General features: G+C 71.5%; 22 protein-coding genes. 11 read left to right on the top strand and 11 right to left on the bottom strand.

Features of this window, described 5'->3' with window-relative positions:
* Window positions 1–61 precede the first annotated feature (61 nt).
* The 3 genes from ADL15_RS44400 (at window position 62) to ADL15_RS44390 (ending at window position 3,101) form a co-directional block, all read left to right on the top strand.
* Complete coding sequence (locus ADL15_RS44400; protein ID WP_067705545.1) at window positions 62–1,015, top strand: ArsR/SmtB family transcription factor; 954 nt, start codon at window positions 62–64, stop codon at window positions 1,013–1,015.
* Window positions 1,016–1,114: 99 nt separating this feature from the next.
* Window positions 1,115–1,723 carry a redoxin domain-containing protein gene (locus tag ADL15_RS44395; protein WP_067705571.1) on the top strand — a complete coding sequence of 203 codons (609 nt, stop codon included), beginning with the start codon at window positions 1,115–1,117 and terminating at the stop codon, window positions 1,721–1,723.
* A 139-nt stretch (window positions 1,724–1,862) separates the two neighbouring features.
* Window positions 1,863–3,101 carry a M20 metallopeptidase family protein gene (locus tag ADL15_RS44390; protein ID WP_067705542.1) on the top strand — a complete coding sequence of 413 codons (1,239 nt, stop codon included), beginning with the start codon at window positions 1,863–1,865 and terminating at the stop codon, window positions 3,099–3,101.
* Between the two features lie 160 nt (window positions 3,102–3,261).
* On the opposite strand, the gene ADL15_RS44385 is transcribed toward ADL15_RS44390, so the two are convergent.
* The 3 genes from ADL15_RS44385 to ADL15_RS44375 form a co-directional block, all read right to left on the bottom strand.
* Window positions 3,262–4,131 (bottom strand): alpha/beta fold hydrolase, encoded by an 870-nt coding sequence (locus ADL15_RS44385; RefSeq protein WP_083972503.1) that lies wholly within the window; start codon window positions 4,129–4,131, stop codon window positions 3,262–3,264.
* A gap of 223 nt (window positions 4,132–4,354) precedes the next feature.
* Window positions 4,355–5,584, bottom strand: coding sequence for an NAD(P)-binding domain-containing protein (locus tag ADL15_RS44380; RefSeq protein WP_067705538.1), 1,230 nt, complete (start codon window positions 5,582–5,584; stop codon window positions 4,355–4,357).
* A gap of 3 nt (window positions 5,585–5,587) precedes the next feature.
* The gene (locus ADL15_RS44375) at window positions 5,588–6,136 is read right to left on the bottom strand and encodes an OsmC family protein (protein WP_067705534.1); all 549 of its coding nucleotides are present in this window, start codon (window positions 6,134–6,136) and stop codon (window positions 5,588–5,590) included.
* Window positions 6,137–6,223: 87 nt separating this feature from the next.
* On the opposite strand from ADL15_RS44375, the gene metX reads away from it, so the two are divergent.
* Genes metX through ADL15_RS44360 form a run of 3 tightly spaced genes read left to right on the top strand, consistent with a single transcriptional unit; the run spans window position 6,224 to window position 9,158 of the window.
* A complete protein-coding gene (gene metX / locus ADL15_RS44370) occupies window positions 6,224–7,396 on the top strand; it encodes a homoserine O-acetyltransferase MetX (RefSeq protein WP_067705532.1) in 1,173 nt (390 codons plus the stop codon).
* Entirely contained in the window at window positions 7,393–8,679 is a 1,287-nt protein-coding gene (locus tag ADL15_RS44365) for an O-acetylhomoserine aminocarboxypropyltransferase/cysteine synthase family protein (RefSeq protein WP_067705529.1), read from the top strand. Before metX ends, ADL15_RS44365 begins: the two co-directional genes overlap by 4 nt.
* Complete coding sequence (locus ADL15_RS44360; protein ID WP_067705528.1) at window positions 8,676–9,158, top strand: CoA-binding protein; 483 nt, start codon at window positions 8,676–8,678, stop codon at window positions 9,156–9,158. The genes ADL15_RS44365 and ADL15_RS44360 overlap by 4 nt, the downstream gene beginning before the upstream one ends.
* Window positions 9,159–9,210: 52 nt before the next feature.
* Here the strand turns inward: ADL15_RS44360 and ADL15_RS44355 are convergent, their stop codons facing one another.
* Complete coding sequence (locus ADL15_RS44355; protein WP_067705526.1) at window positions 9,211–11,220, bottom strand: putative bifunctional diguanylate cyclase/phosphodiesterase; 2,010 nt, start codon at window positions 11,218–11,220, stop codon at window positions 9,211–9,213.
* Window positions 11,221–11,377: 157 nt separating this feature from the next.
* Between ADL15_RS44355 and ADL15_RS44350 the strand changes: the two genes are divergently transcribed.
* A complete protein-coding gene (locus tag ADL15_RS44350; protein WP_198171274.1) occupies window positions 11,378–12,508 on the top strand; it encodes a branched-chain amino acid ABC transporter substrate-binding protein in 1,131 nt (376 codons plus the stop codon).
* 72 nt (window positions 12,509–12,580) lie between these two features.
* On the opposite strand, the gene ADL15_RS44345 is transcribed toward ADL15_RS44350, so the two are convergent.
* The 6 genes from ADL15_RS44345 to ADL15_RS44315 form a co-directional block, all read right to left on the bottom strand.
* On the bottom strand, window positions 12,581–13,240 hold the full coding sequence (locus ADL15_RS44345; protein ID WP_067705522.1) for a methionine ABC transporter permease: 660 nt from the start codon (window positions 13,238–13,240) through the stop codon (window positions 12,581–12,583).
* Between the two features lies 1 nt (window position 13,241).
* The gene (locus ADL15_RS44340) at window positions 13,242–14,270 is read right to left on the bottom strand and encodes a methionine ABC transporter ATP-binding protein (RefSeq protein ID WP_067705521.1); all 1,029 of its coding nucleotides are present in this window, start codon (window positions 14,268–14,270) and stop codon (window positions 13,242–13,244) included.
* A gap of 13 nt (window positions 14,271–14,283) precedes the next feature.
* Window positions 14,284–15,222 carry a MetQ/NlpA family ABC transporter substrate-binding protein gene (locus tag ADL15_RS44335; RefSeq protein ID WP_067705519.1) on the bottom strand — a complete coding sequence of 313 codons (939 nt, stop codon included), beginning with the start codon at window positions 15,220–15,222 and terminating at the stop codon, window positions 14,284–14,286.
* 49 nt (window positions 15,223–15,271) lie between these two features.
* Complete coding sequence (gene trhA / locus ADL15_RS57425; RefSeq protein ID WP_269748439.1) at window positions 15,272–16,726, bottom strand: PAQR family membrane homeostasis protein TrhA; 1,455 nt, start codon at window positions 16,724–16,726, stop codon at window positions 15,272–15,274.
* Entirely contained in the window at window positions 16,704–16,937 is a 234-nt protein-coding gene (locus tag ADL15_RS53675) for a hypothetical protein (protein ID WP_067705513.1), read from the bottom strand. The genes trhA and ADL15_RS53675 overlap by 23 nt, the downstream gene beginning before the upstream one ends.
* A 211-nt stretch (window positions 16,938–17,148) precedes the next feature.
* On the bottom strand, window positions 17,149–17,583 hold the full coding sequence (locus ADL15_RS44315; RefSeq protein WP_067705511.1) for a VOC family protein: 435 nt from the start codon (window positions 17,581–17,583) through the stop codon (window positions 17,149–17,151).
* A gap of 114 nt (window positions 17,584–17,697) precedes the next feature.
* Between ADL15_RS44315 and ADL15_RS44310 the strand changes: the two genes are divergently transcribed.
* From ADL15_RS44310 to ADL15_RS44295, 4 genes are read left to right on the top strand one after another with little or no spacing between them, the layout of a single operon-like run.
* Window positions 17,698–18,081, top strand: a complete 384-nt coding sequence (locus ADL15_RS44310; protein WP_067705509.1) for a DsrE family protein — start codon at window positions 17,698–17,700, stop codon at window positions 18,079–18,081.
* Between the two features lie 51 nt (window positions 18,082–18,132).
* Window positions 18,133–19,056 (top strand): pyridoxamine 5'-phosphate oxidase family protein, encoded by a 924-nt coding sequence (locus ADL15_RS44305; protein WP_067705507.1) that lies wholly within the window; start codon window positions 18,133–18,135, stop codon window positions 19,054–19,056.
* A 16-nt stretch (window positions 19,057–19,072) separates the two neighbouring features.
* On the top strand, window positions 19,073–19,261 hold the full coding sequence (locus ADL15_RS44300; protein ID WP_067705505.1) for a ferredoxin: 189 nt from the start codon (window positions 19,073–19,075) through the stop codon (window positions 19,259–19,261).
* Window positions 19,258–20,469 carry an NAD(P)/FAD-dependent oxidoreductase gene (locus tag ADL15_RS44295; protein ID WP_067705503.1) on the top strand — a complete coding sequence of 404 codons (1,212 nt, stop codon included), beginning with the start codon at window positions 19,258–19,260 and terminating at the stop codon, window positions 20,467–20,469. The genes ADL15_RS44300 and ADL15_RS44295 overlap by 4 nt, the downstream gene beginning before the upstream one ends.
* 568 nt (window positions 20,470–21,037) lie before the next feature.
* Here ADL15_RS44295 and ADL15_RS44290 read toward each other — a convergent pair.
* The gene (locus tag ADL15_RS44290) at window positions 21,038–21,598 is read right to left on the bottom strand and encodes a TetR/AcrR family transcriptional regulator (protein WP_067705501.1); all 561 of its coding nucleotides are present in this window, start codon (window positions 21,596–21,598) and stop codon (window positions 21,038–21,040) included.
* Window positions 21,599–21,731: the final 133 nt, after the last annotated feature.

Below are 21,731 nucleotides of genomic sequence, written 5' to 3'. Positions count from 1 at the left end.
CCGGCGTGGCGGCCACAGCTTTTCGTGTCCACACGAAGGATCACGTCCGCCGGGGGTACGGATGGGAGTCTGGATCGTCGGCGCCGACGTGCTGGCGGCCGGCCGGTTCGCCGTCTCACCGCTGACCGAGACGGTCGCCGCGATGAAGGCGTTCGCCGGCAAGGGCACCCATCCCGCGCAGCGCGCCTGGCTCGAGGCGTGGGCGCCGGTCTACCGGCAGCGGCTGCGCGACGACCCGTTCACCGCCGCGCTGGTCGAGGCCACGTTGCGCCCGCGCTGGGTCGCCGACTTCCTGGTCACCCCGCCGGTCGACGCGGACGGCACGTTCGACGGCGACCTGGCCCGGCTGCGGGCCACCACACCGGACGACGCCCGCGCCCAGCTGCGCGCCGAGGGTGTGCCGGTGCCGGACATCCTCGGCGGCCCGGACCTGATCGACCGTACGGCCGACGTGCTCACCTGGGTGTGGGACCTGGCGGTGCGCCCGGACTGGCCGCACCGGCGCCGGCTGCTGCAGGCGGACATCGTGGCCCGCTCCCACCAGCTCGCGACCGGCGGCTGGGCGGCCGCGCTGCTCGGCATGCGACCGGACATGCACTGGGCCGGCGACGGGCGCCTGCAGGTCAACGCGTACGACCACCCGCCGGTGGACCTGACCGGCGCCCAGCTGTCGTTCGTGCCGACGCTGTCCCGGGACGGCTGGATCTGCCTGGACGCCCCGCACCGCTACGTCGTGGTCTACCCGTGCGCGGGCTTCCTCGCCGACCCGGCCGTGGTGGTCGCGCCGGCGGCGCTGAGCCGGTTGCTCGGCCCGGTACGGGCGCTGGTCCTCGCGCACCTGAACACGTCGAAGACACCGACCCAGCTGTGCGCGGTCACCGGGTACGGCCTCGGCACGGTCGGCGGCCACCTGCGGGTGCTGCTCGACGCCGGCCTGGTCCAGCGCCGGCGGACCGGCCGCGCGGTCCTCTACTACCGCACGCCGCGTGGCGAGGACCTCGGCACCGAGGGCTGATCGATGACAAAACGGTCACACTGTTAAACTACTATTCCTACTTGCAATATAGGTATTGTGGAACGAGTGGACACACCCCCGTCGAACTGGAGCAACACGATGACGACCTCTGTCCGTAACCCGGGCGACGTCACCCGCGGCACCGCCCGGCCGATCCGGCAGAGCGCCGAGGACCGCACGTTCCGGCGCCAGTTCGAGAGCTCGGCGATCTGGAACCGGATGGTCGCGGTCGGCGATCGGCTGCCCGACGTGCCACTGCTCGAAGTGGACCTCGGCCCGGTCCACCTGAACCGGATGCGGCAGACCGGCCCGGTCGTGCTCGTCTTCGTCCGGCACGCCGGCTCCACCGCGTGCGACGACCTGCTGCGGTCCTACCGGGACTCGCTCGCGCCGTCGCTGCTGGAGCTGGGCGCGCACCTGGTCGCGGTCAGCCCGCAGGCGCCCGATCGCCTCGAAGCCGTCAAGCGCCGCCACGACCTCGACTTCTTCGTCACCTCCGATCCACGGCACGTCCTGATCGACGCGTTCAACATCGGTTTCAGCAGCCCGGACGCCAAGCGGGTGCTCGGCACGGGCCGCGCGGTCCTGCCATTCGCCGCGGTCGTCGTCGCCGACCGCTCCGGCCTGATCAGACTGGCCGACGTGCACGCCGACTGGTCGACTGGCACGGCGCCGGACCGGATTCTCGACGCTGTCCACGGAGCCTAACCAGCCTCGCCGAGGCTGGGCAGTAACGCTGGCACTACCTTTTTCCGGGACCTGGCATCACTGCGTCGCCCCGGGCAGAGCAGCCATCCTTGCCCCAGTCGGTTCGCCGGACGGCGGCCGGCACACGGGGAGGAAGACGATGTCAAACCTGGGAAATCGCGCCATCAGCCGGCGGATCGTGCTGGGCGGGATCGGCGGCGCGGCCGGGGCACTGCTCGTCCCGGCCACCGGCGCCCACGCCGCTGACCGTGCCACCAACGACGACACCCGGCACCTGATCGAGCTGCGCCGGGAGATCCACCGCCACCCCGAGGTGTCGGGCCAGGAGGTCCGGACGTCCGCCCTGGTCGCGGAGCAACTGCGCGCGGCCGGGCTGGCCGTCACCACCGGTGTCGGCGGCCACGGCGTGGTCGGTGTCCTCACCGGAGGCCGCCCCGGCCGGACGGTCGCCTACCGCGCCGACATGGACGCGGTGCCGCCGGACGAGCAGATCGAGGGCGGTCCCGAGGCGGCCCACGTGTGCGGGCACGACCTGCACACCACGATCGGGGTGGGCGTCGCGCTGACCCTGGCCCGGCGGCGCGACCGGCTGGCCGGCACGCTGGTCTTCGTCTTTCAGCCCGGTGAGGAGTCCCTCGCCGGCGCCGGTGCGATGCTCGACGACGGCGTGTTCGACCGGGTCCGCCCCGAGGAGATCCACGCGCTGCACTGCGGGCCGTTCCCGGTGGGGACGTTCGCCACCACGGCCGGGTTCGGCCTGCCCGGCCAGGACCACGGCACCGTCACGCTGACCGGCCCGGACGCCGCCGCGGCGGCGACCGCGCTCGCCGGCGACATCACCGCGCTCGGCACGGTCGGCCGCCCGGCCACCTCCGGCGACCTCGAACACCTGGTCGCCGAGCTGCTGCGGCCGGGCACGGCGCTGTCCCGGTTCGTCTTCATGCAGGCCCAGCCGGCCGGTGCCAGCGTGCGCTTCTCCTACCGCTGCTGGCCGCAGGACCGGCACGCCGAGGTGCGCGAGGCCGTGCGGCGACTGGCTTTTTCGTACGGCGCGGCCGCGGTCACGTTCCCGGCCGACCCGTTCCCGGCGATGGTCACCCCGCAGCGCGAGGGCCGGGCGCTCCACCGCTACCTGCGGCGCACCATCGGCGAAACCAGGACCCTGCCGACGTACGCCGCGATCCCGTACAGCGGCGAGGACTTCGCGCTGTTCCTGAACCGGATGCCCGGCACGTTCACGTACCTCGGCGTCCGCCGCCCCGGCGCCGGCATCAAGACCAGCTACCCGCACTTCGGCGCGTTCGACCCGGACGAGCGCGCCATCGGCCACAGCGTCCGGGTGATGTCCAGCTGGCTGACCCACCGCACCCACCCCTGACCCCGCCCCGCCCGGGTCCCTCGGCGGCCGCACGCGACACCGCTGCCACTCCCGACCGCGGCGCGCCTCCGGTTCCCGGCTGGTGCTCAGGGGTGTCTCACGGTGCGTGAGACACCCCTGAGCACCAGCCACCGCCAGCCCACCGCCGCCGACGCCGGTGTCAGCGTTGCAGCGAATGCAGCGCGTCCACCACGACATCGGGCGCCCGCAGCGGCACGAAGTGATCAGCGCCGGGGATCCGCACCAGCCGGCACCCGGGCAGGCGCCGCGCGGCCTCGACGCAGGCTGGCACGAACGACGGCCGCTCGAGGTCACCGAGCAGCAGCACGCTGGGCACGGTGACGTCCTCCAGCCGGGACCACGCGTCGCCGTCCTCGGCGAGGCTGTCACCCCAGTGGAGCCAGAATCGGACCGACGAGCGCAACTGCTCGACGACCACCGGGTCGCGGCCGGCCTGAGCCCACCGCGCGATGCCCTGCTCAAGGAAGATCGCCGGGTCATCGCTGTCCGGCGCGTCGGCGAGGTCGCGGCCAGCCGCGGCGCCGCCGGCATCGCGCGAGGTCGCAGTATCACCGGGATCACGCGCGGCCTCGGCGCCACCGGAATCACGCGCGACCGCAGCGCCGCCGGAATCACGCGCGACGACAGCGCCGCCGGGATTCTGGGCAGGTGGGGCGCCGGAGATACCGGGGCAGGCCAGCACCATCCCCCGGACCCGATCAGGATCGGCCAGGGCCAGATCAAGCGCGCTGCCGCCGCCCATGCTGCACCCGGCGAACAACGCCGGCCCCACCGCGAGTCCGTCCAGCACCCGGCGCAGATCGGCCAGCGGGGAGAACCGGCCGTCCGGGGGCGCGGAGCGACCGAAGCCCCGCACGTCATAACGGATCAGGCGGTGCCGTCCGGCGAGCCGCGCCCAGACCAGGTCCCAGATCCGGGAGTCACCGACCCCCGGATGCAGCAGCACCACCGGCGGCAGAGCACCCCCGGTGTCCTCACACCAGACCGACCCGTCCCCCACATCGATCATTCGCTGCACGGCCGCGAGCCTGCCACACCGGCGATGATCCGGCGCGGAATATCACGCCGTCCCGCTCCGCGGATGACGACCGCCCGGGGATCGCTGTTCCGGCTGGTGCTGAGGGGTGTCTCAACGGCGTTGAGACACCCCTCAGCACCAGCCGGGGTGGGGAGGCGCGCTGCGGTCGGGAGTGGCAGCGGCGCCGCGGCGCGCGATCCGGGACCGGGGGCGATCAGCGGTGCGAACTCGGGACGGGCAGGCTGGTGGCCAGGTGGTCGGTGACGGCGCGGGCGTCGTCCTCGATCCCGTTGAGGAACGTGGAGCGGCGGCGGCGCAGCACCGGCAGGCCCAGCGCGTAGAGACCCGGGCTGTCCACCACGCCGCCCTCGTGGCGCAAGCGGCCCTTCTCGTCGACCACCGGCACGTCGAGCCAGCCGTAGTCGGGCCGGAACCCGGTCGCCCACACGATCGTGCTGATCTCCCCGTGACCGAGATCGATCTGCCACCGCGGTGCCGCCGGGACCCTCGTCGGCGGCAGGTCGACCTCCGGTTGCGAGAGGCCGGCCCACTGATCAAAACCCGCCAGCATCCGCTTCATCTTCAGGTCCGCCAGCGCGCAGACGTTCGTGAGACCCCCGGAGAAGAGCAGGACCCCATTTCGTACGGTGGACAGCCGCCCGACCAGCTCCACCCCGAGATCGGTCAGCGCGTTCAGGTCGAGCGTGGCCCGTTCCGGGGTGCCGACCAGCTGCGGTGACGGCAGCCGCCGGGCCCGGGTGAGATCGTCGACCTGGTCGTAGCGCTGGTCCCACACCCCGGTCGCGTCCATCCACCACAGCACGTCCCGGTCCCGGTGCAACCGTGGCATCCGCACGTGCTCCCCGGTCGACAGGATCACCGGCCGCCCGGAGCGGCGCAGCTCGGCCGCGATCTGCACCCCGGTCGCCGACCCGCCGACCACGAGCACCCCGCCCTCGGCCAGTCCGTCGGGCCCGCGGTAGTCGAACGGCGTCAGCTGCCGCACGCCGGGCGGCAGACCGGCGGCCAGCGCGGGCACGGTCGGCACGTTGCAGGCGCCGCTGGCCAGCACCACCGACCGGGCGCGCAGCTCACCGCCGCTGGTGACCAGCCGGTAGCCGTCGTCGTCACGGCGCACCGAGGTGACCGCCGTGTTCGTACGGACCGGCGCCGCGGTGACACCGGCGAACTGCTCGATGAACGCGACCACCTCGCCGGACGTCATGTACCCGTCCGGGTCCGGGCCGTCGTAGTGGTGGCCGGGCAGCCGGCTCAGCCAGTTCGGGGTGAGCAGCCGCAGCGAGTCCCAGCGCTCCCGGCGCCACGAGTTGGCGACCTCGCCGCGGTCGAGCACGACGTGGTCGATCGACCGGGCGGTGAGGAAGTGGCTGGCGGCCAGGCCGGCGTGTCCCGCGCCGACGACGACCGTGGTGACCTGTTCGATGGCTCAGGCCACCTCGACCGTGACGTTCGTCGGGTTGGTCAGCGCGTCGTAGACCGCCGAGCGCTTCTGCGACTGGGCGACGAGCGCTTCGATGTCCTCCTTGGAGGCGTCCGCGTCGATCCGGAACGTCACCTTGATGTCGTTGAAGCCGTTGCGGACGTCGCTGTCGGCCCCGAGGATGCCCCGGATGTCGTGCGCGCCCTCGACGGTGGACTCGACCGAGCGCAGCTGGATCCCGCGGTTCTGCGCGACCGACGCGACACCGGCGGTGAGGCAGCCGGCCAGGCCGACCAGCAGGTACTCGATCGGGGTGATGCCGTTGTCCTCGGCGGCGAACACGGCCGGGTGATCCGCGGCGAACGTGGTCTCGTTCTTGTGGGTCTGCTCCTGACCGAGCCCGAAGAACTTCTCGATCGTGGTGGTGCTGTGCACCCCGTGCTGCCACTTGCTGGACGCGCGCCAGGTGAACTGGGCGGCGTCCGGGGTGCCCTTGAGGACTTCGCGCGCGTCGAGCAGCGCTTGGACGTTGACTCCGTTATCAATGGTGGTCATACCGAGGAATCCTTCCGTGCCGGCGACTGCTCTACAAGGCCCATCGGGATACTAGACATCAGCTCCGACCTGGCCTAACTTCCGGGGGTGAGAAACACCCGCTCGGTCGGCACCGTGGAGACGCGGTACCTGGACCTGCCGGCGCCGCTGCCGCTCGACTCGGGCCGGGAGCTGCGCGGGGTCCGGGTGGCGTACGAGACCTACGGCACCCTGGCACCGGCCCGCGACAACGTCATCCTGGTCTGCCACGCGCTCAGCGGGGACGCGCACGCCGCCGGGATCGCCGCGACCGCGCCGGCCGAGAGCACCCGGGACGGGTTCGCGGCGGCCGGCAGCCCGAAAGGGATCGGCTGGTGGGACGGCATGATCGGGCCGGGCAAGGCGTTCGACACCGACCGGTTCTTCGTGGTCTCCACCAACCTGCTCGGTGGCTGCCGGGGCACCACCGGACCGTCCTCGGCCGACCCGGCGACCGGCCGGCCGTACGGTAAGGATTTTCCGGTCCTGACCGTCGCGGACATGGTCCGGTGCGAGCGGGCCTTCCTGGACGTGCTCGGCATCGAGCGGCTGGCCGCGGTGGCGGGCGGCTCGCTCGGCGGGATGCAGGCGCTGCAGTGGGCGGTCGACTACCCCGATCAGGTGAACACGATCGTGGTGATCGCGTCCACGCACGGGCTGCAGCCGCAGGGGGTGGCCTGGAACGCGATCGCCCGCGAGGCCATCATGCGCGACCCGGACTGGCAGGGCGGCGACTACTACGGCACCGGACGCTCGCCGGACGCCGGGATGGGCGTGGCCCGGATGATCGGGCACGTCACCTATCTCTCGGCGCCCGCGCTGGCCGGGAAGTTCGGGCGGCGGCTGCAGTCCGGTGGGGACATCCGGTACACGCTCAGCGAGCCGGAGTTCGAGGTGGAGAGCTACCTGCAGCATCAGGCCGGTTCGTTCGTGCGGCGCTTCGACGCGAACACCTACCTGCACCTGTCCCGCGCGCTGACCTATTTTGATCTGTCCCGCGAGCACGGCTCGCTGCAGGCGGCCGCCGAGCAGATCCGAGCGCGGACCCTGCTGATCGCGTTCAGCTCGGACTGGCTCTACCCGCCGGCGGCGTCCGAAGAGATCGAGGAGGCGTTGCGCAAGGCCGGGAAGCCGGTCGAGTATCACCTGATCGAGGCGCCCTACGGACACGACTGCTTCCTGCTGGAAGAGGCCCGGCAGACTCCCATCGTCCGCGAGTTCCTGAACGGAAGCCGAGCATGAGCGAAGACCACGAGTTCGGGTTCGAGACCCGGCAGCTGCACGCCGGGCAACGGCCCGATCCGAACACCGGCGCCCGCGCCGTGCCGATCTTCCAGACCACCAGCTACGTGTTCGAGGACCCGGAGTCCGCGGCCGCCTACTTCAACCTGCAGGAGTACGGCAACACGTACTCCCGGATCATGAACCCGACGGTCGCGGTCTTCGAGGAGCGGATCGCGAACCTGGAGGGTGGCGCCGGCGCGGTCGCGTTCGCCAGCGGGATCGCCGCGCAGGCCGCCGCGCTGTTCACGCTGCTGCAGCCGGGTGACCACGTGGTCGCGTCGTCGGCGCTCTACGGTGGCACGGTCAACCAGTTCAAGCACCTGTTCGGCAAGCTGAACGTCGAGCTGACCTGGGTGGACCCGGACGACCCGGAGGCCTGGCGCAAGGCGGTGCGGGCGAACACCAAGGCGTTCTTCGGCGAGACGATCGGCAACCCCGGCGGGAACGTGCTGGACATCGCGACCGTGGCGGCCATCGCGCACGAGCACGAGCTGCCGCTGATCGTGGACAACACGTTCGCGACGCCGTACCTGTGCCGGCCGATCGAGCACGGCGCCGACATCGTCATCCACTCGGCGACGAAGTTCATCGGCGGGCACGGCACCAGCATCGGCGGGGTGGTCACCGAGGCCGGCACGTTCAACTGGTCCAACGGGCGGTTCCCGGTGATCGCCGAACCGTCACCGGCCTATCACGGGCTGCAGTTCCACGAGACGTTCGGCACGTACGGCTACCTGATGAAACTGCGCGCCGAGACGCTGCGGGACCTGGGTGGCACGCTCTCGCCGTTCAACGCGTTCCTGCTGCTGCAGGGCCTGGAGACGCTGTCGCTGCGGATGGACCGGCACGTCGCGAACGCCGGTACGGTCGCCGCGTTCCTGGACGCGCACCCTCTCGCCTCGAACGTCACCTACGCCGGGCTGCCCGGCAGCCGGTTCCAGCAGCTGGTCGAGAAGTACCTGCCGCTCGGGGCGGGCGCGGTGTTCTCGTTCGACGTCGCCGGGGGCCGCGAGGCCGGTCAGGACCTGATCCGCGGGGTGACGCTCTGGTCGCACCTGGCCAACGTCGGCGACGCGAAGAGCCTGATCATCCACCCGGCCAGCACCACGCACCGGCAGCTCAGCGACGACGAGCTGCGCGCCGCCGGGGTCCGGCCCGGGACCGTACGGCTGTCGGTCGGCATCGAGTCGGTCGACGATCTGATCTGGGACCTGACGCAGGCGTTGGAGGCACAGCGATGACCGATTCCGCCGCGTACCAGGACGTCACCACCATCCAGCGGATCCTGCACACCGCGAAGACCGTCGCGATCGTCGGGCTGTCCAGCAACGAGCTGCGGGCCAGCTATTTCGTCGGCTACTACCTGAAACGGCACGGCTATCAGGTGATCCCGGTCAACCCGAGGGAGACCGAGATCCTGGGTGAGCGCAGCTACCCGAGCCTGACCGACCTGCCCGGGCCGGTCGACGTGGTGAACGTGTTCCGGGCCCCGGCCGCGCTGCCGCAGATCGCCCGGGACGCGGTGGCGATCGGCGCGGGCGCGCTCTGGTGCCAGTTCGGGGTGCTCAACGACGAGGGCAACCGGATCGCCGCCGACGGCGGGCTCGACCTGGTCGTCGACCGCTGCCTCAAGATCGAGCACGCCCGGTACATCGGCCGGATGCACTGGCTGGGCTTCAACACCCAGCGGATCACCTCGGTGCGCACCGGGTTTCAGTGAGCGACGCTTCCCGTCGTACCCAATCGGGATTTTGATCTTGCTTGGGGGTTGCTCAGCCGCGGTGTGAGGCCGGCGCAGCATGCCGACCGGCCCTGGCCGGCGCAGCATGCCGACCGGCCCTGGCGCACGCGGCCGGCACCTCGTCGGCCGGCACCGGGCGGCTCAGCACAAAACCCTGGGCGAGATCGCAGCCCAGGTCCCGCAGCACGGTCAGCGCTTCGAGCTCCTCGACGCCCTTCGCGACGACCGACATGCCCAGGTTGTGGCCCAGGTCGATGGCGCTGCGCATCATCACCACGTCGTCGGGGTCGGAGGCCAGGCCCCGCACGAACGACCGGTCAATCTTGAATTCGTCGGCCGGCAGCTGGCGCAGCTGCGACAGCGAGCTGGAGCCGCTGCCGAAGTCGTCGACCGAGATCATGATCCCCTGTTCGCGGGCCTGCCGCAGGACCGTGCGGGCCCGCTCCGATTCGCCCAGCACGCCGCTCTCGGTCAGCTCCAGCCGCAGCATGCCGCGCGGCAGCCCGGCGGCGGCGATCGCCGCGCAGACCCGGGCCAGGAAGCCGTCGTGCAGCAGGCACCGCGGCGAGACGTTCACCGATACCACCAGCGGCTCGGCCGTGGCAGACCAGCGGGCCGCCTGCGCCACCGCGATGTCCAGCAGGTGGTATGTCAACGGCGTCGCCAGACCCCGGGACGCGGCGATGTCGAGGAAAGCCGCGGGCAGCAGCAGCCCCCGGGCCGGGTGACGCCAGCGCACCAACGCCTCGACGGCGGTCACCGTGCCGTCCGTGAGCCGGACCTGCGGCTGGAAGTACAACGTCAGCTGGCCGTCCGGGTCACCGGTCTCCAGCAGCGCGCGGAGCTCACCGAACAGGGCCATCTCGTCGGGCGCCACGGCGTCCAGGATCGGGTCGTGGACGGCGACGCCGCCGCCCGCGGACTTCGCCCGGTACATCGCCGCGTCGGCCTGGCGCAGCAGTTCGTCGTCGTCGGCGCCCACCCCGCCGATGGTGAGGCCGATGCTGGCACTGACCGAGGCGGGGCCCACGTCCAGCAGGAAGTCGTGCCGGATCTCGTCGACGAGCCGATCGGCCACTTCGGCGGCGGCCGCCAGGTCGGCGACGCCGGGCAGCAGCACCGCGAACTCGTCGCCACCCAGCCGGGCGGCCAGGTCACCGTCGCGCACACCGGTCAGCAACCGGCCTCCGACAGCCTGCAGGAGCTGATCGCCGGCCTGGTGGCCGAGCGTGTCGTTCACCGCCTTGAAGCCGTCCAAGTCGATGATCATGATGCCCACCTGGTCGTCCGGCCCACCGGAGGACACCGCCCGGGCCAGGTGCTCGTGGAACATCCGCCGGTTCGGCAGCCCGGTCAGCGGGTCGTGCAGGGACCGGTACTCGCTGGCGTCGGCGTCCAGGACCAGCCGGCGCTGATAGCTCAGCACCAGCCGCCAGATCACGCCGACCAGGGTGAGGCCCACCCCGAAGCCGACCGACGTGCCGATCAGCATGCGCATCTCGGCGCCCTGCATCTCGGCGGCCTGCCGTTGCGCACTGGCGTGGTACGCCCGGCTCACGGTGTCCACATCCTGCTGCAGGGTGTAGTAGGACGGCGTCACGCTGAGGCCGTCGAAGCTGAGGCTGGCCGGATCGCCGTCCGCGACCAGTGCCATGAGCTGCTCGGCGTTCGCCCGGTACTCCCGCTGGCGGCCGAGCAGCCGGGTCGCCTCGCTGTCGGCGCCGGGCAGCCCGTGCCGGACGGCGAGGTTGAGCGCGCTGTCCACCAGATCGGCGGCCTGCACGAACCGGCTGCGCACCGCCGAGGACGGCTCCACCTGGTAGTGACGCAGGTTGACCTCTTCGAGCGTGATCGCGCCACGGGCCTCGGTGAAGTCCGCGTCCACGTGCAGGGCCCGGCTGTGGTCGCGGGCCGCCCGGGTGGTGAGCCACGTGCCGATGATGGTGTAGGAGCCGAGCGCCAGCAGCACGCTCGCCAGCGCGGCCGTGGTGTTCAGACTGTGTCGCCGGCGTGCCCGGGAGTCATCGCGGCTCCGCTTCACAACGCCTCCTTCACTCCATGACCACTGACCACCATCGGCTGCCGGCTGCCAGACCTGAACAAAGTGCTCAGCACCCACCGCCCTGCCGCCGAAGGGAAAGGTGGCGGGGTGGCTCGGCGGAAGGCACGGCATGGGCGTCGGCCCACGGTTCAGAACGTTGCTCACGGTCCTCGTGCTGGCCGGTGCGGCCGTACTCGGTGGTTGTGGCGACGACCCGGCCGATCCCGGCGCCGGACCGGCGGCCACCATCCGGCTGGGCGCCCTGGTCCCGCTCTCCGGCACCAACGCGCAGTCCGGTCGCGAGATGCGTGACGCGGCGCAGATGGCGGTCGACGAGGCCAACGCGGCCGGCGGCGTGCTCGGCCGTCAGGTGGAACTGCTGGTGCTCGACGACGCCTGCGACCCCGGCACCGCCGTGGTGAGCGCCAACGACCTGGTGGCGAAGGACATCACCGTCTCGGTCGGCGGCTACTGCAGCAGCGCCACCGTGCCCACCCTGAAGGTCTTCCGGGACGCCGGCGTGCCGATGGTGATCGCGCTGGCCACCTCCACCGACCTGCTGGTACCGAAGTACGACAGCATCTTCCTGATCAGTGGCACGGTCGCCGACGAGGGCACCTTCGCGATCTCCGGCATGCGCCGGATGGGCAGCAAGCGGCTGATCATCGTCAACGACGGCACCAGCTTCCCGGTGACGCTCGGCAAACAGACCGTCGCCGCGGCCGGCCTTCCCGGCACCGGCATCCGGGTGGTCGCCACCCACGCGCTCAGCCAGGGCGCGCCGTCCTACGCCCGGCTGGCCGAGCAGATCCTCGGCGAGAAGGCCGACACGGTGTACTTCACCGGCTACTACGGCGAGGCCAACCAGCTCATCAAGGACCTGCGGACCGCCGGTTTCACCGGCAAGATCTTCGTCGGTGACGGCGCGACCGACGGCCCGCTGCTCACCGACCTCACCGCCGCGCAGACCAAGAACGTGTACGGGACCGCGCTGATGGTGCCGGCGCTCATGTCGTCACTGGCCGGCTGGTCGGCGAAGTTCACCGCGGCGACCGGCCGGGCGCCCAGCCCCAGCGGCCCGGAGGCCTTCGACGCGGTCACGGTGGCCCTGGACGCGATCAAGCGGGCCGGTTCGGTCGAGCACGCCGCGGTACGTGCCGCGATCGCCGCCACCGCCGGCCTGCCGCTGCTGTCCGGGCCGGTCACGTTCAAACCCGACGGCACCAGGACGCAGCCGACCTTCCTGCTGCTGGAGGTCCGGGACGGCAAGCTCGCGGAGGTGCCGTAGCGGTTCGCAGGGGTCCCGCCGCGGTTCGCAGGGGTCCGTCACGGCTCGCAGGGGTTCCGCCGCAGTGTGGCCTCAGCGGCGCAGGGCCTTGCGGGCCAGGTAGTTGCCGAGGAACTGCCCGGCCTGGACGATCACGATGATCGTGGCGACCGTGATGTAGACGACCGGCCAGTTGTACCGCTGCGAGCCGTAGGTGACCGCGAAGTCGCCCAGTCCCCCGCCGCCGAACAGCCCGGCCTGCGCGGACATGTCCACCACGCCGACGAAGATGAACGTGTAACCCAGGATCACCGGCCCGAGCGCCTCGGGGACGACCACGGTCAGCAGGATGCTCAGCGGCCGCGCGCCGGCCGCCCGGGCCGCCTCGATCACGCCCGGCTCGACCGCCAGCAGGTTCTGCTCGATGATCCGGCTGACCGCGAACGCCGCGGCCAGCGACAGTGCGAAGGTGACCGCGTCGGTGCCGATCGTGGTCCCGATGGCGACCAGCATGAGCGGCTGGATCGCGGTCAAGAAGATCACGAATGGGATCGGCCGGACCAGGTTGACCAGGATGTTCACCACCACGTAGACGAACCGGTTGGCCATCAGGCTGCCCGGGCGGGTGGCGTAGAGGACCAGGCCGAGGGCGAGGCCGAGCAGGCCGCCGGCCACCACCGAGATCAATACGATGTAGAACGTCTGCCCGATCGCCTCGCGGAAGACCGGCAGGTTCGTGAGGAACTCGTCCACGTCAGTTCTCCTCGGTCACGTCGACGCCGTCGGCGCGCAGCGCGGCCAGCGCCGCGCCGATCCCGTCGTCCGGGCCGGTCAGCTCGAAGGTCAGGCTGCCGACCGCGCGCTCCTGCAGCTCGCTGATCCCGCCGAAGATGGTCCCGGCCGCCACGCTGTGCTCCAGGAACGTCGTGGCCAGCGCGGTCTGGAACCCGGTCTGGTCGCGGATCGCCACGGTGACGATCCGCCCGCGGTGCGTCCGGCGCAGCCGCTCCAGCGTTTCCGGCGAGGGCCGGTCTCGCAGGGCGCCGCGCACGAAGTCGGCGGCCGCCGCGCTCGTCGGCCGGGCGAAGACGTCGTAGAGCGTGCCGGACTCGGCGATCCTGCCGCCCTCCATCACCGCGACCCGGTTCGCCACCGCGCGGATCACGTCCAGCTCGTGGGTGATCAGCACGATGGTCACGCCGAGTTCCCGGTTGACCCGGCCGAGCAGGGCGAGCACCTCGGCGGTGGTCTTCGGGTCCAGGGCGCTGGTGGCCTCGTCGGCGAGCAGCAGCGACGGTTCGGTGGCCAGCGCGCGGGCGATGCCGACGCGCTGCTTCTGCCCGCCGGAGAGCTGCTCGGGGTGGTCGTGGGCGCGGTCGAGCAGCCCGACGAAGTCCAGCAGCCGGGCCACCCTGCGGTCCCGTTCCTCGCGGGCGACGCCGGCCACCTTGAGCGGGTAGGCGACGTTGCCCGCGACGGTCCGGGACCGGAACAGGTTGAACTGCTGGAAGATCATGCCAATGTCGCGGCGGACGCCTCGCTGATCACGTTCGGACAGCGCGGTGATCTCCCGGCCGCCGACGTGCACCCGGCCGCTGGTCGGCCGCTCCAGCCCGTTGATCAGCCGGATCAGGGTGCTCTTGCCGGCGCCGGAGTGGCCGATGACGCCGAACACCTCGCCCTCGGCGACCTCCAGGCTGACGTCGTCGAGGGCGACGACGCGGTCGCCGTTACGACCGCGGGTGAACGACTTGGTGACGTGCTCCAGGCGTACGTGCGACACGGCGGCCGGTGCTCTACTTCTTGCCCGCGGCGACGGCCTGGTCCTGCACCGTGGTGAGCAGCGCCTGCAGGTCGGCGGCGGCCACCGTGCGCAGCACCGCGACGTTGCCGTTGGCCTCTTGGACGCCCTTCTCCACGGCCGGGTCGTGGTAGAGCTCGGCGAGCTTCAGGTACGTCGCGTTGTCCTTGTCGGCCTTGCGCGCGGTGAAAATGTTCACGTACGGCGCGGCGCTGGCACTGGCCGGGTCGTCCTGGAAGATCGCGTTGTCCCGGGGCAGCTTCGCGCTGGTGGCGTAGTTGTTGTTGACGATCGCGCCGGCCACCGAGCCGGCCTGCAGCGCGCCCGCGGTCTGCGACGCGTCGAGGGTCACCACGTCGACCTTCTTGCTCTCGACGTCGGCCGTGCTGGAGAACGCGGTGCCGCCGCCCTTCAGCGTGACCAGACCGGCCGCCTGCAGCACCAGCAGCCCGCGGGCCTGGTTGATGGCGTCGTTCGGGATGGCGACCTTGGCGCCCGCCGGGAACTCCTGCGGGGTCTTGAACTTCAGCGAGTACAGCGGCAGCGGGTAGACCGCGGTGGCGCCGATCGGCTGCAGGTCGTCGCCCGAGGTGGCGTTGTAGTTGGCCAGGTACTGAATGTGCTGGAACTGATTGAGCTCCAGCTGCTTCTCCTTCAGCGCCGGGTTCGGCTGGCTGTAGTCGCTGAAGTTGACCAGGTTCACGGTCACGTTCAGCCGCTGCTTGGCCAGGTCCTGATACGTCTTCCAGTACGGCGCGGACGCGTCGGCGACCCCGATCCGCACCGTCGTGGCGTCGCCGCCGTCGTCGTCGCCGGACGTGGTGATCGCGATGACCGCACCGGCCGCGACCACCACCGCCGCGGCGGCCGCGATCCAGGGCCAGCGGCTGCGGCGGCGGGCGGGAAGTTGCGGTGCATCAGGGGATTCAGACATGTGGATCACGATAACCTATCTCTCCGATAGGTTAAATGCCGACCACCGGTCAGAAGGCGCGCAGGGCGATCCCGATGCCGATGCAGTGGGTGCCGAAGGCCGCGATGGTCAGCGCGTGGAAGACCTCATGGAAGCCGAACCAGCGCAGGTTCGGGTTGGGCCGCTGCAGACCGTAGACGACCGCGCCGAGGGTGTAGAGCACGCCGCCGAGGATCAGCAGCGCGCCGACCAGAGCGCCGCCGGTGCGCCAGAACCCGGGCAGGTAGAACACCGCGAACCAGCCCAGCGCGATGTACACCGGCACGTACAGCCAGCGCGGGGCGTCGGTCCACAGCACCCGGAAGGCGACGCCGGCCAGCGCGACGCACCACACGATCCACAGCAGGGTTCGGGCCTGCCCGGGCGGCAGCAGGAGCACGCAGAACGGCGTGTAGCTACCGGCGATGATCAAGAAGATGTTGGCGTGGTCGAATCCCCGCAGCCGCTTGTGGGCCCGCTCGCTCCATCGGCCCCGGTGAAAGAGCGCGCTGATGCCGAACAGCAGCGCCGCCGACACCGTGAACAGCGCCAGCGCCAGCCGGGAACGGGCGTCGGGGCACAACGCCGTCAGCAGGCCGCCGACCACGACGGCGATGGGAAAGGTCCCGGCATGCAGCCACCCGCGAAGGTGGGGCTTGATCACGGTCGTCAAAGCAGTCGTGTCCTCACTGAGCGCCACCGGGTGAGGAGTGCCAGGCCGCGTCACCGAGAACGATAGCGGCCAACCGGCTCGTGAAACGATTCCCGGATGCGCGCATCCACGATGATGAACCGATTGGCCGAGGTCATCGACGCCCAGAGCTGGGACGAACTGCCCACACTGCTGCACGACGACTTCACCTGCCGCTACGTGCACACCGGTGAGACCTTCGATCGCGCGACCTGGGTGCGGCTGAACGCCGAGTACCCGGGCTTCGATCACCTCATCCTCGAGGACTGCATCGGCACCGAGCTCCGCGCGGCGGGCCGATCGCACGTCACCGGCTACAGCGGCGGCGAGCTCCACCACTTCGAGGTGGCCACGTTCATCACGCTGCGCGACGGGCTGATCGCCGACATGACGGAGGTCTGGACCGACGTCAACGCGGTCGCCCCGGCCGGGACCCGTCCCGCCTAGGTCGTGTTTCGGAACCCGGCGGCCCTTCCCGTCGTGCTTCGCCCGGTACATCGCCGCGTCGGCGCGTCCCAGCAGCTCGGCCGCGTCGCCGTTCTCCCGGGCCCGGACCGCCACGCCGACGCTGGCACCGATCCGTACGGTGTGCTCCATCAGCTCGAACGGCTCGGCCAGCCGCGCCACGATCCGGTCGGCGATCACTGTCGCGTCGGCGGTGTCGTGCAGCCGTTCGACGAGCACCGCGAACTCGTCGCCGCCGAGCCGCGCCACGGTGTCCGAGTCCCGGACGCAGACGGTGAGCCGGTCGGCGACCAGGGCGAGCAGCAGGTCACCGGCGTGGTGGCCGTACACGTCGTTGATCGGCTTGAAGCCGTAACGCGTAGACGCCGTGCGCGAGGGACAGCGACACCGCGCCAGCGACGAGCAGCGCCACACTGCCGCGCAGCGCCGGCCGGACGTGCCCGAGCACCAGCAGGGCCATGGTGATCACCCCGATGTCGCCGATCGGGTAGGCCACGCCGATGACCCACTCCAGCAGCGTGGAATTGTCCGCCCGCGCCATCGGGCCCAGGACGAACGATCAGCTCACGTCGCCGCCCGGCCGCAGACCGAGCACGGCCAGGTAGAGCACGGCCACGACGGCGGGGACGAGCCGGCCGGTGAGTAGGTTCACCCCACCTGTCGACCGGAGCTCGCCCCGCGGGCCGGGTGGCGCGGGGTTGCGGTCGGGTGGCCGCTCAGTCCGGGCCTCGACCTGGGCCTCAGTCCAGGCCTCAGTCGAGGCAGAACTCGTTGCCCTCGACGTCCAGCATCGGGATGCAGGACTCGTTCTCCCCGTCGGCGATCAGCACCTGCACGCAGGTCGCGCCGAGTGCTTCCAGCCGTTTCCGCTCGGCCTGCAGCGCGGCCAGCCGTTCGTCACCGACAAGGCCGGTCCCGGCCCGCACGTCGAGGTGCACTCGGTTCTTGACGACCTTGCCCTCGGGCACCCGCTGGAAAAAGAGCCGCGGCCCCGCCCCGGTCGGATCTGAGGCCACGAACCAGGCGTTCCGCTTCTCAGCCGGCAGCGAGCCGGTGTAGTCGTCCCAGCTCGCGAACCCGTCCGGTGGTGGTGGCGCCACGTACCCGAGAACCTCACACCAGAACCGCGCGACCCGCTCCGGGTCCGCGCAGTCGAAGGTCACCTGAACCTGCCTGATCGACGCCATCGATCCACGATAAGGGCAGCCTCGATCCATCGGCGGCACCGGAAACCCCTCAGCCGGACCGCAGGTGAGCCAGCGCACCCTGGTTTTTTTCCAAACGTTTGGTAATTTAAACGCATGCCAGAGACCAAGACCGCGATCGTCATCCTGTCCGACCCCGCCCCCGGCACCGAGGAGTCCGTCGGCCGGGTGCTCAACGCCCTCGCCACCGCCTGGGACTACGGCCGGCACGGCGAAGCCCTCGTGCTCTTCCAGGGCGCCGGCACCCGCTGGCCGGAGCAGCTCCAGGACACCGCCCACCCGGCACACGCCGTCTACCAGGCCGTTCGCGAGAAGGTCGCGGTGGTCGCCTCCGGTGGCTGCTCGATCGCGTTCGGCGCGCAGGACTCGGTGGCCGCCGCCGGCATCGAGACCGTCAGCAGCAACCGGGCTCCGGGCACGCCCGGCGTCGCGAGCCTGCGCGAGCTCACCGACCAGGGCTACCGCGTCCTGACCTTCTAGGTCGTCCCGGCCCCGGGCGCGCGCCCGGGGCCACACTTCGAGGAGGAACCCATGTCGGTCTTCCACCGCGGCGAGCGCGAGGCACAGGCCCGGGCCGGCCTGACCGCGCAGGCCACCGCCGTCTCCCGGCTGGTCCAGCCGGCGCTGCCGGACGGCGCCGACGACTTCCTGGCCCACCAGAGCATGCTGGCCGTCGGGGCGCAGGCCGATGACGGCCGGCTCTGGGCCTCGCTGTTCGTCGGGCCGCGCGGCTTCGTCACCGCTCCGGACGACGTGTCGGTGCAGGTCCTGGCCCGGCTGGCGCCCGCCGATCCGGTCGAGCCGATGACCCGGCGGGCCGGCAAGCTGGGTCTGCTCGCCATCGATCTGGAGACCCGGATCCGGCTGCGGATGAACGGCACCTCCGCGCCGTTCCCGGCCGGGCTCGAACTGGAGATCGAGCAGAGCTTCCCGAACTGCCCGAAGTACATCCAGAAACGCACCGTGCTCAGCCTGGACGAGGCCGCCGAACCCGGCCCCGCCACGCGGGTGCCCGCGCTGACCGAACAGATGAGCGGGCTCGTCGCGCACGCCGACACGTTCTTCGTCGCGTCGGCGTCCGAGACCGGCGACCCCGACGTCTCGCATCGCGGCGGCAATCCGGGGTTCGTCGAGCTGCTGTCGCCGACCCGGCTGCGCTGGCCCGACTACGTCGGCAACAACATGCTGATGACCCTCGGGAACATCATCGAGAACCCGCACACCGGCCTGCTCTTCGTCGACTGGGCGACCGGCACCACCCTCCAGCTCACCGGGCGCGCCACCGTGCGCTGGCCGGACGGGACCGGCGCGACCGATTCCGGTCCGCGCGCGGTCGAATTCGAGCTCGACGAGGCCGTCCTGCTGCCGCGCTCGCTGCCCGCGCACTGGTCGGCGCCCACCCTGTCGCGTTTCAACCCGCCGCTGACGGCGCCCACCCCGTCGTTCCCGGCGTGATCCCGAAGGACCCAGCATGAAGATCAACGTGGACCGAGCCGTGTGCGACAACCACGGGCAGTGCGTGTTCGCCGCCCCGGCGGTGTTCTCCTTCGACGACGACGAGTACCTCGTCTACGACCCGGAACCGTCCGGCGACCAGGAAGCCTCGGTGCTCAAGGCCATCGCGGTCTGCCCGCTGCGCGCGATCAGCCGGCTGCCATGAGGTGGGGGCCCGACTCGCGGATCGTCGTGGCCGGGGCCGGGATCGGCGGGCTGCGCACCGCCGAGGCCCTGCGCACCAAGGGATTCGCCGGCCGTCTGACCGTTGTCGGCGAGGAGACCCATTTTCCGTACGATCGGCCGCCGCTGTCCAAACAGCTCCTCACCGGCGCCATCCCGGTGAGCGCGACCACGCTGGCCACCGACGTACCGGTGGAATGGCTCCTCGGCCGGCGCATCGTGGAACTTGACCGCGAACGCCGGGTGCTGCGCCTGGACGGCGGTGACCTCGTCCCGTTCGACGCGCTGGTCATCGCCACCGGTGCCCGGGCCCGCGACCATCCCGGCGCGGTCCCGCACCCCGGGCTGTTCACCGTGCGCCGCCTCGAGGACTCCGTGCGCCTCGCCGCGCTGCTGCGGCGTCCCGGGCTGCGGGTGGCCGTCGTCGGCGGTGGTGTGCTGGCCAACGAGGTCGCCGCCGCCGCGCGGACCACCGGCGCGTCGACGACGCTCATCGACCGCGGCGGTTCCCCGCTGCGGCGCCTCGGGCCGGAAGCCGGTGCGTTCGTGGCGCGGGCGCACCGGCTTTCCGGCGTACACCTGATGTTCGGCACTGCTGTCACCTCGATGCGCGCGGCCCGGAGCGGCGGGACCACCGTGCGCACCGACAACCCGCAGGTCCCGGCGGTCGACGTGGACGCCGTGGTGATCGCCATCGGCGGTCGTCCGAACACCGAGTGGGCTCGTTCAGCCGGGCTCGCGGCCGCTCCGGCGGGTGAGCTGCTGACTGATCACTTTCTGCGGGCGACGGACCGCGCCGGGATCCCGCAAACGGACATCGTGGTGGTCGGCGACGCGGGCGCGCGGCCGCATCCGGTCACGCCGGGAGCGTTCCTGGCCGAACCGCACTGGAGCAACGCCGTCCGGCAGGCGGACACCGCTGCGGAAACCCTGCTGGGCGGGCCGGTTTTCCCGCACAGGGCGCTGCCCAGCTTCTGGTCCGACGTGCACGACCTGAAACTCCGCGTCATCGGGCTGCCCGGCCTCGCCGACACCCGCACGGTCGTGGAGAGCGACGCCACCGCCCGCCGCCTGGTGGTCCGATACACCCGCGACGGCGCCCCGGTCGCACTGCTGACCATCAACCGAACCAGCCGCCTGGCCCACCACCGCCCCGAAATCGCAGCCACCTTGAACGCCGACAGCCCCTGAACCACCCACCACCCCAGCGCAGCCCCTCCAGCGCAGCCCGTTCGGCATTCGGAGGGCGGTGCGAGTCCGCGATCGGTCGGCTGCGGGGGCGGCAACTGCCCGCGATCAGGGTATGCGTGCCGCTGCCGCCCACAGAGGGGGCTGTGGCAGACCGCAGTTCAGCATTGCGTGCACGCACCGCCCCACCGCGCTCGCACACCCCCACCGCCGAACGGCAAGTGATCACCTAGCGAGCGCGCAGCGCCGCAGACAGCCGACACCCCGCCGACCTCTACACCAGATCCACCGGCTGGCACCCAGGGGTGCCTCGACAGCCCGGAGACACCCCTCACCACCAGCCGAGCCTTGCCAGCTGGCGCTCAGGGGTGCCTCAACGACCCGGACACACCCCTCACCACCAGCCGAGCCCGCACGGCTGGCACCCAGGGGTGCCTCACGATCCGGACACAACCCCACCACCAGTCGAAGCCTCGACACCCCGGAGACAACCCCCACCACCAGCTGAGGGCGGGCGGCTGGTGGTGGGGGTGCCTCGACAGGCTGGGGACGCCCCTCGGGGCCGGCTGGGTCAGTCGGCGACCAGGGTCTGGGGCAACTCGGCCAGGGCGAGCTGGAACTCCGAAGGATCGTCCAGGACCCGCGCCACGATCAACGCTCCCTCGATCCGCACCAGCGCCGCCCGCGCCCGCCGCCCGGCCTCCTCGGCAGACGCACCGGCCCGCTGGGCAACATCGGTCATCGCCGAAAGCCACCCGGCCGCGAGCCCGGCCGCCGCCGCGCGGATCTCGTCCGGCGCGCCGCGGAGCGTCATGGTGTCCAGCACGCAGGCGAGCCGGCCGTCGGCATAGAACACACCGACCCGGCGAGCCATCTCCGCGACAGCGGCCGACGGGTCGGGCTCGGAGGTCAGCGGCGCGAGGATGTCCTCGAACGATCGCTCCACCGACGCGAGCACCGCCGCGGCCATCCCTGGCTTCCCGGTGGGAAACCGGTGGTACAGGCTCGCCCGGTGCAGCCCGGATGCCGACGACAGCGCCGTCAACGAGGCACCCTCATAACCCGAGTGCCGGAAAACCTCGGTCAGGTGCTTCAGCAATGCCTCATCGTCGATACTCGGCGCGCGTCCCATCCCCCCACATTACCGAACGTACGGTAAAAGATGAGGTGAGCCCGCTCTCGTCCATCGCGGAGCGCTCGGTGTCCTGGTGTCAGCTGCTCGCCCGGGGCGGCACCCCGGCGAGCCGTGGTCCTGCCCGGGCGGG

The organism is Actinoplanes awajinensis subsp. mycoplanecinus (genome assembly GCF_001509495.1).
Classification (GTDB): Bacteria; Actinomycetota; Actinomycetes; order Mycobacteriales; family Micromonosporaceae; genus Actinoplanes; species Actinoplanes palleronii.
This window is presented reverse-complemented; position numbering and strand designations above follow the sequence as displayed.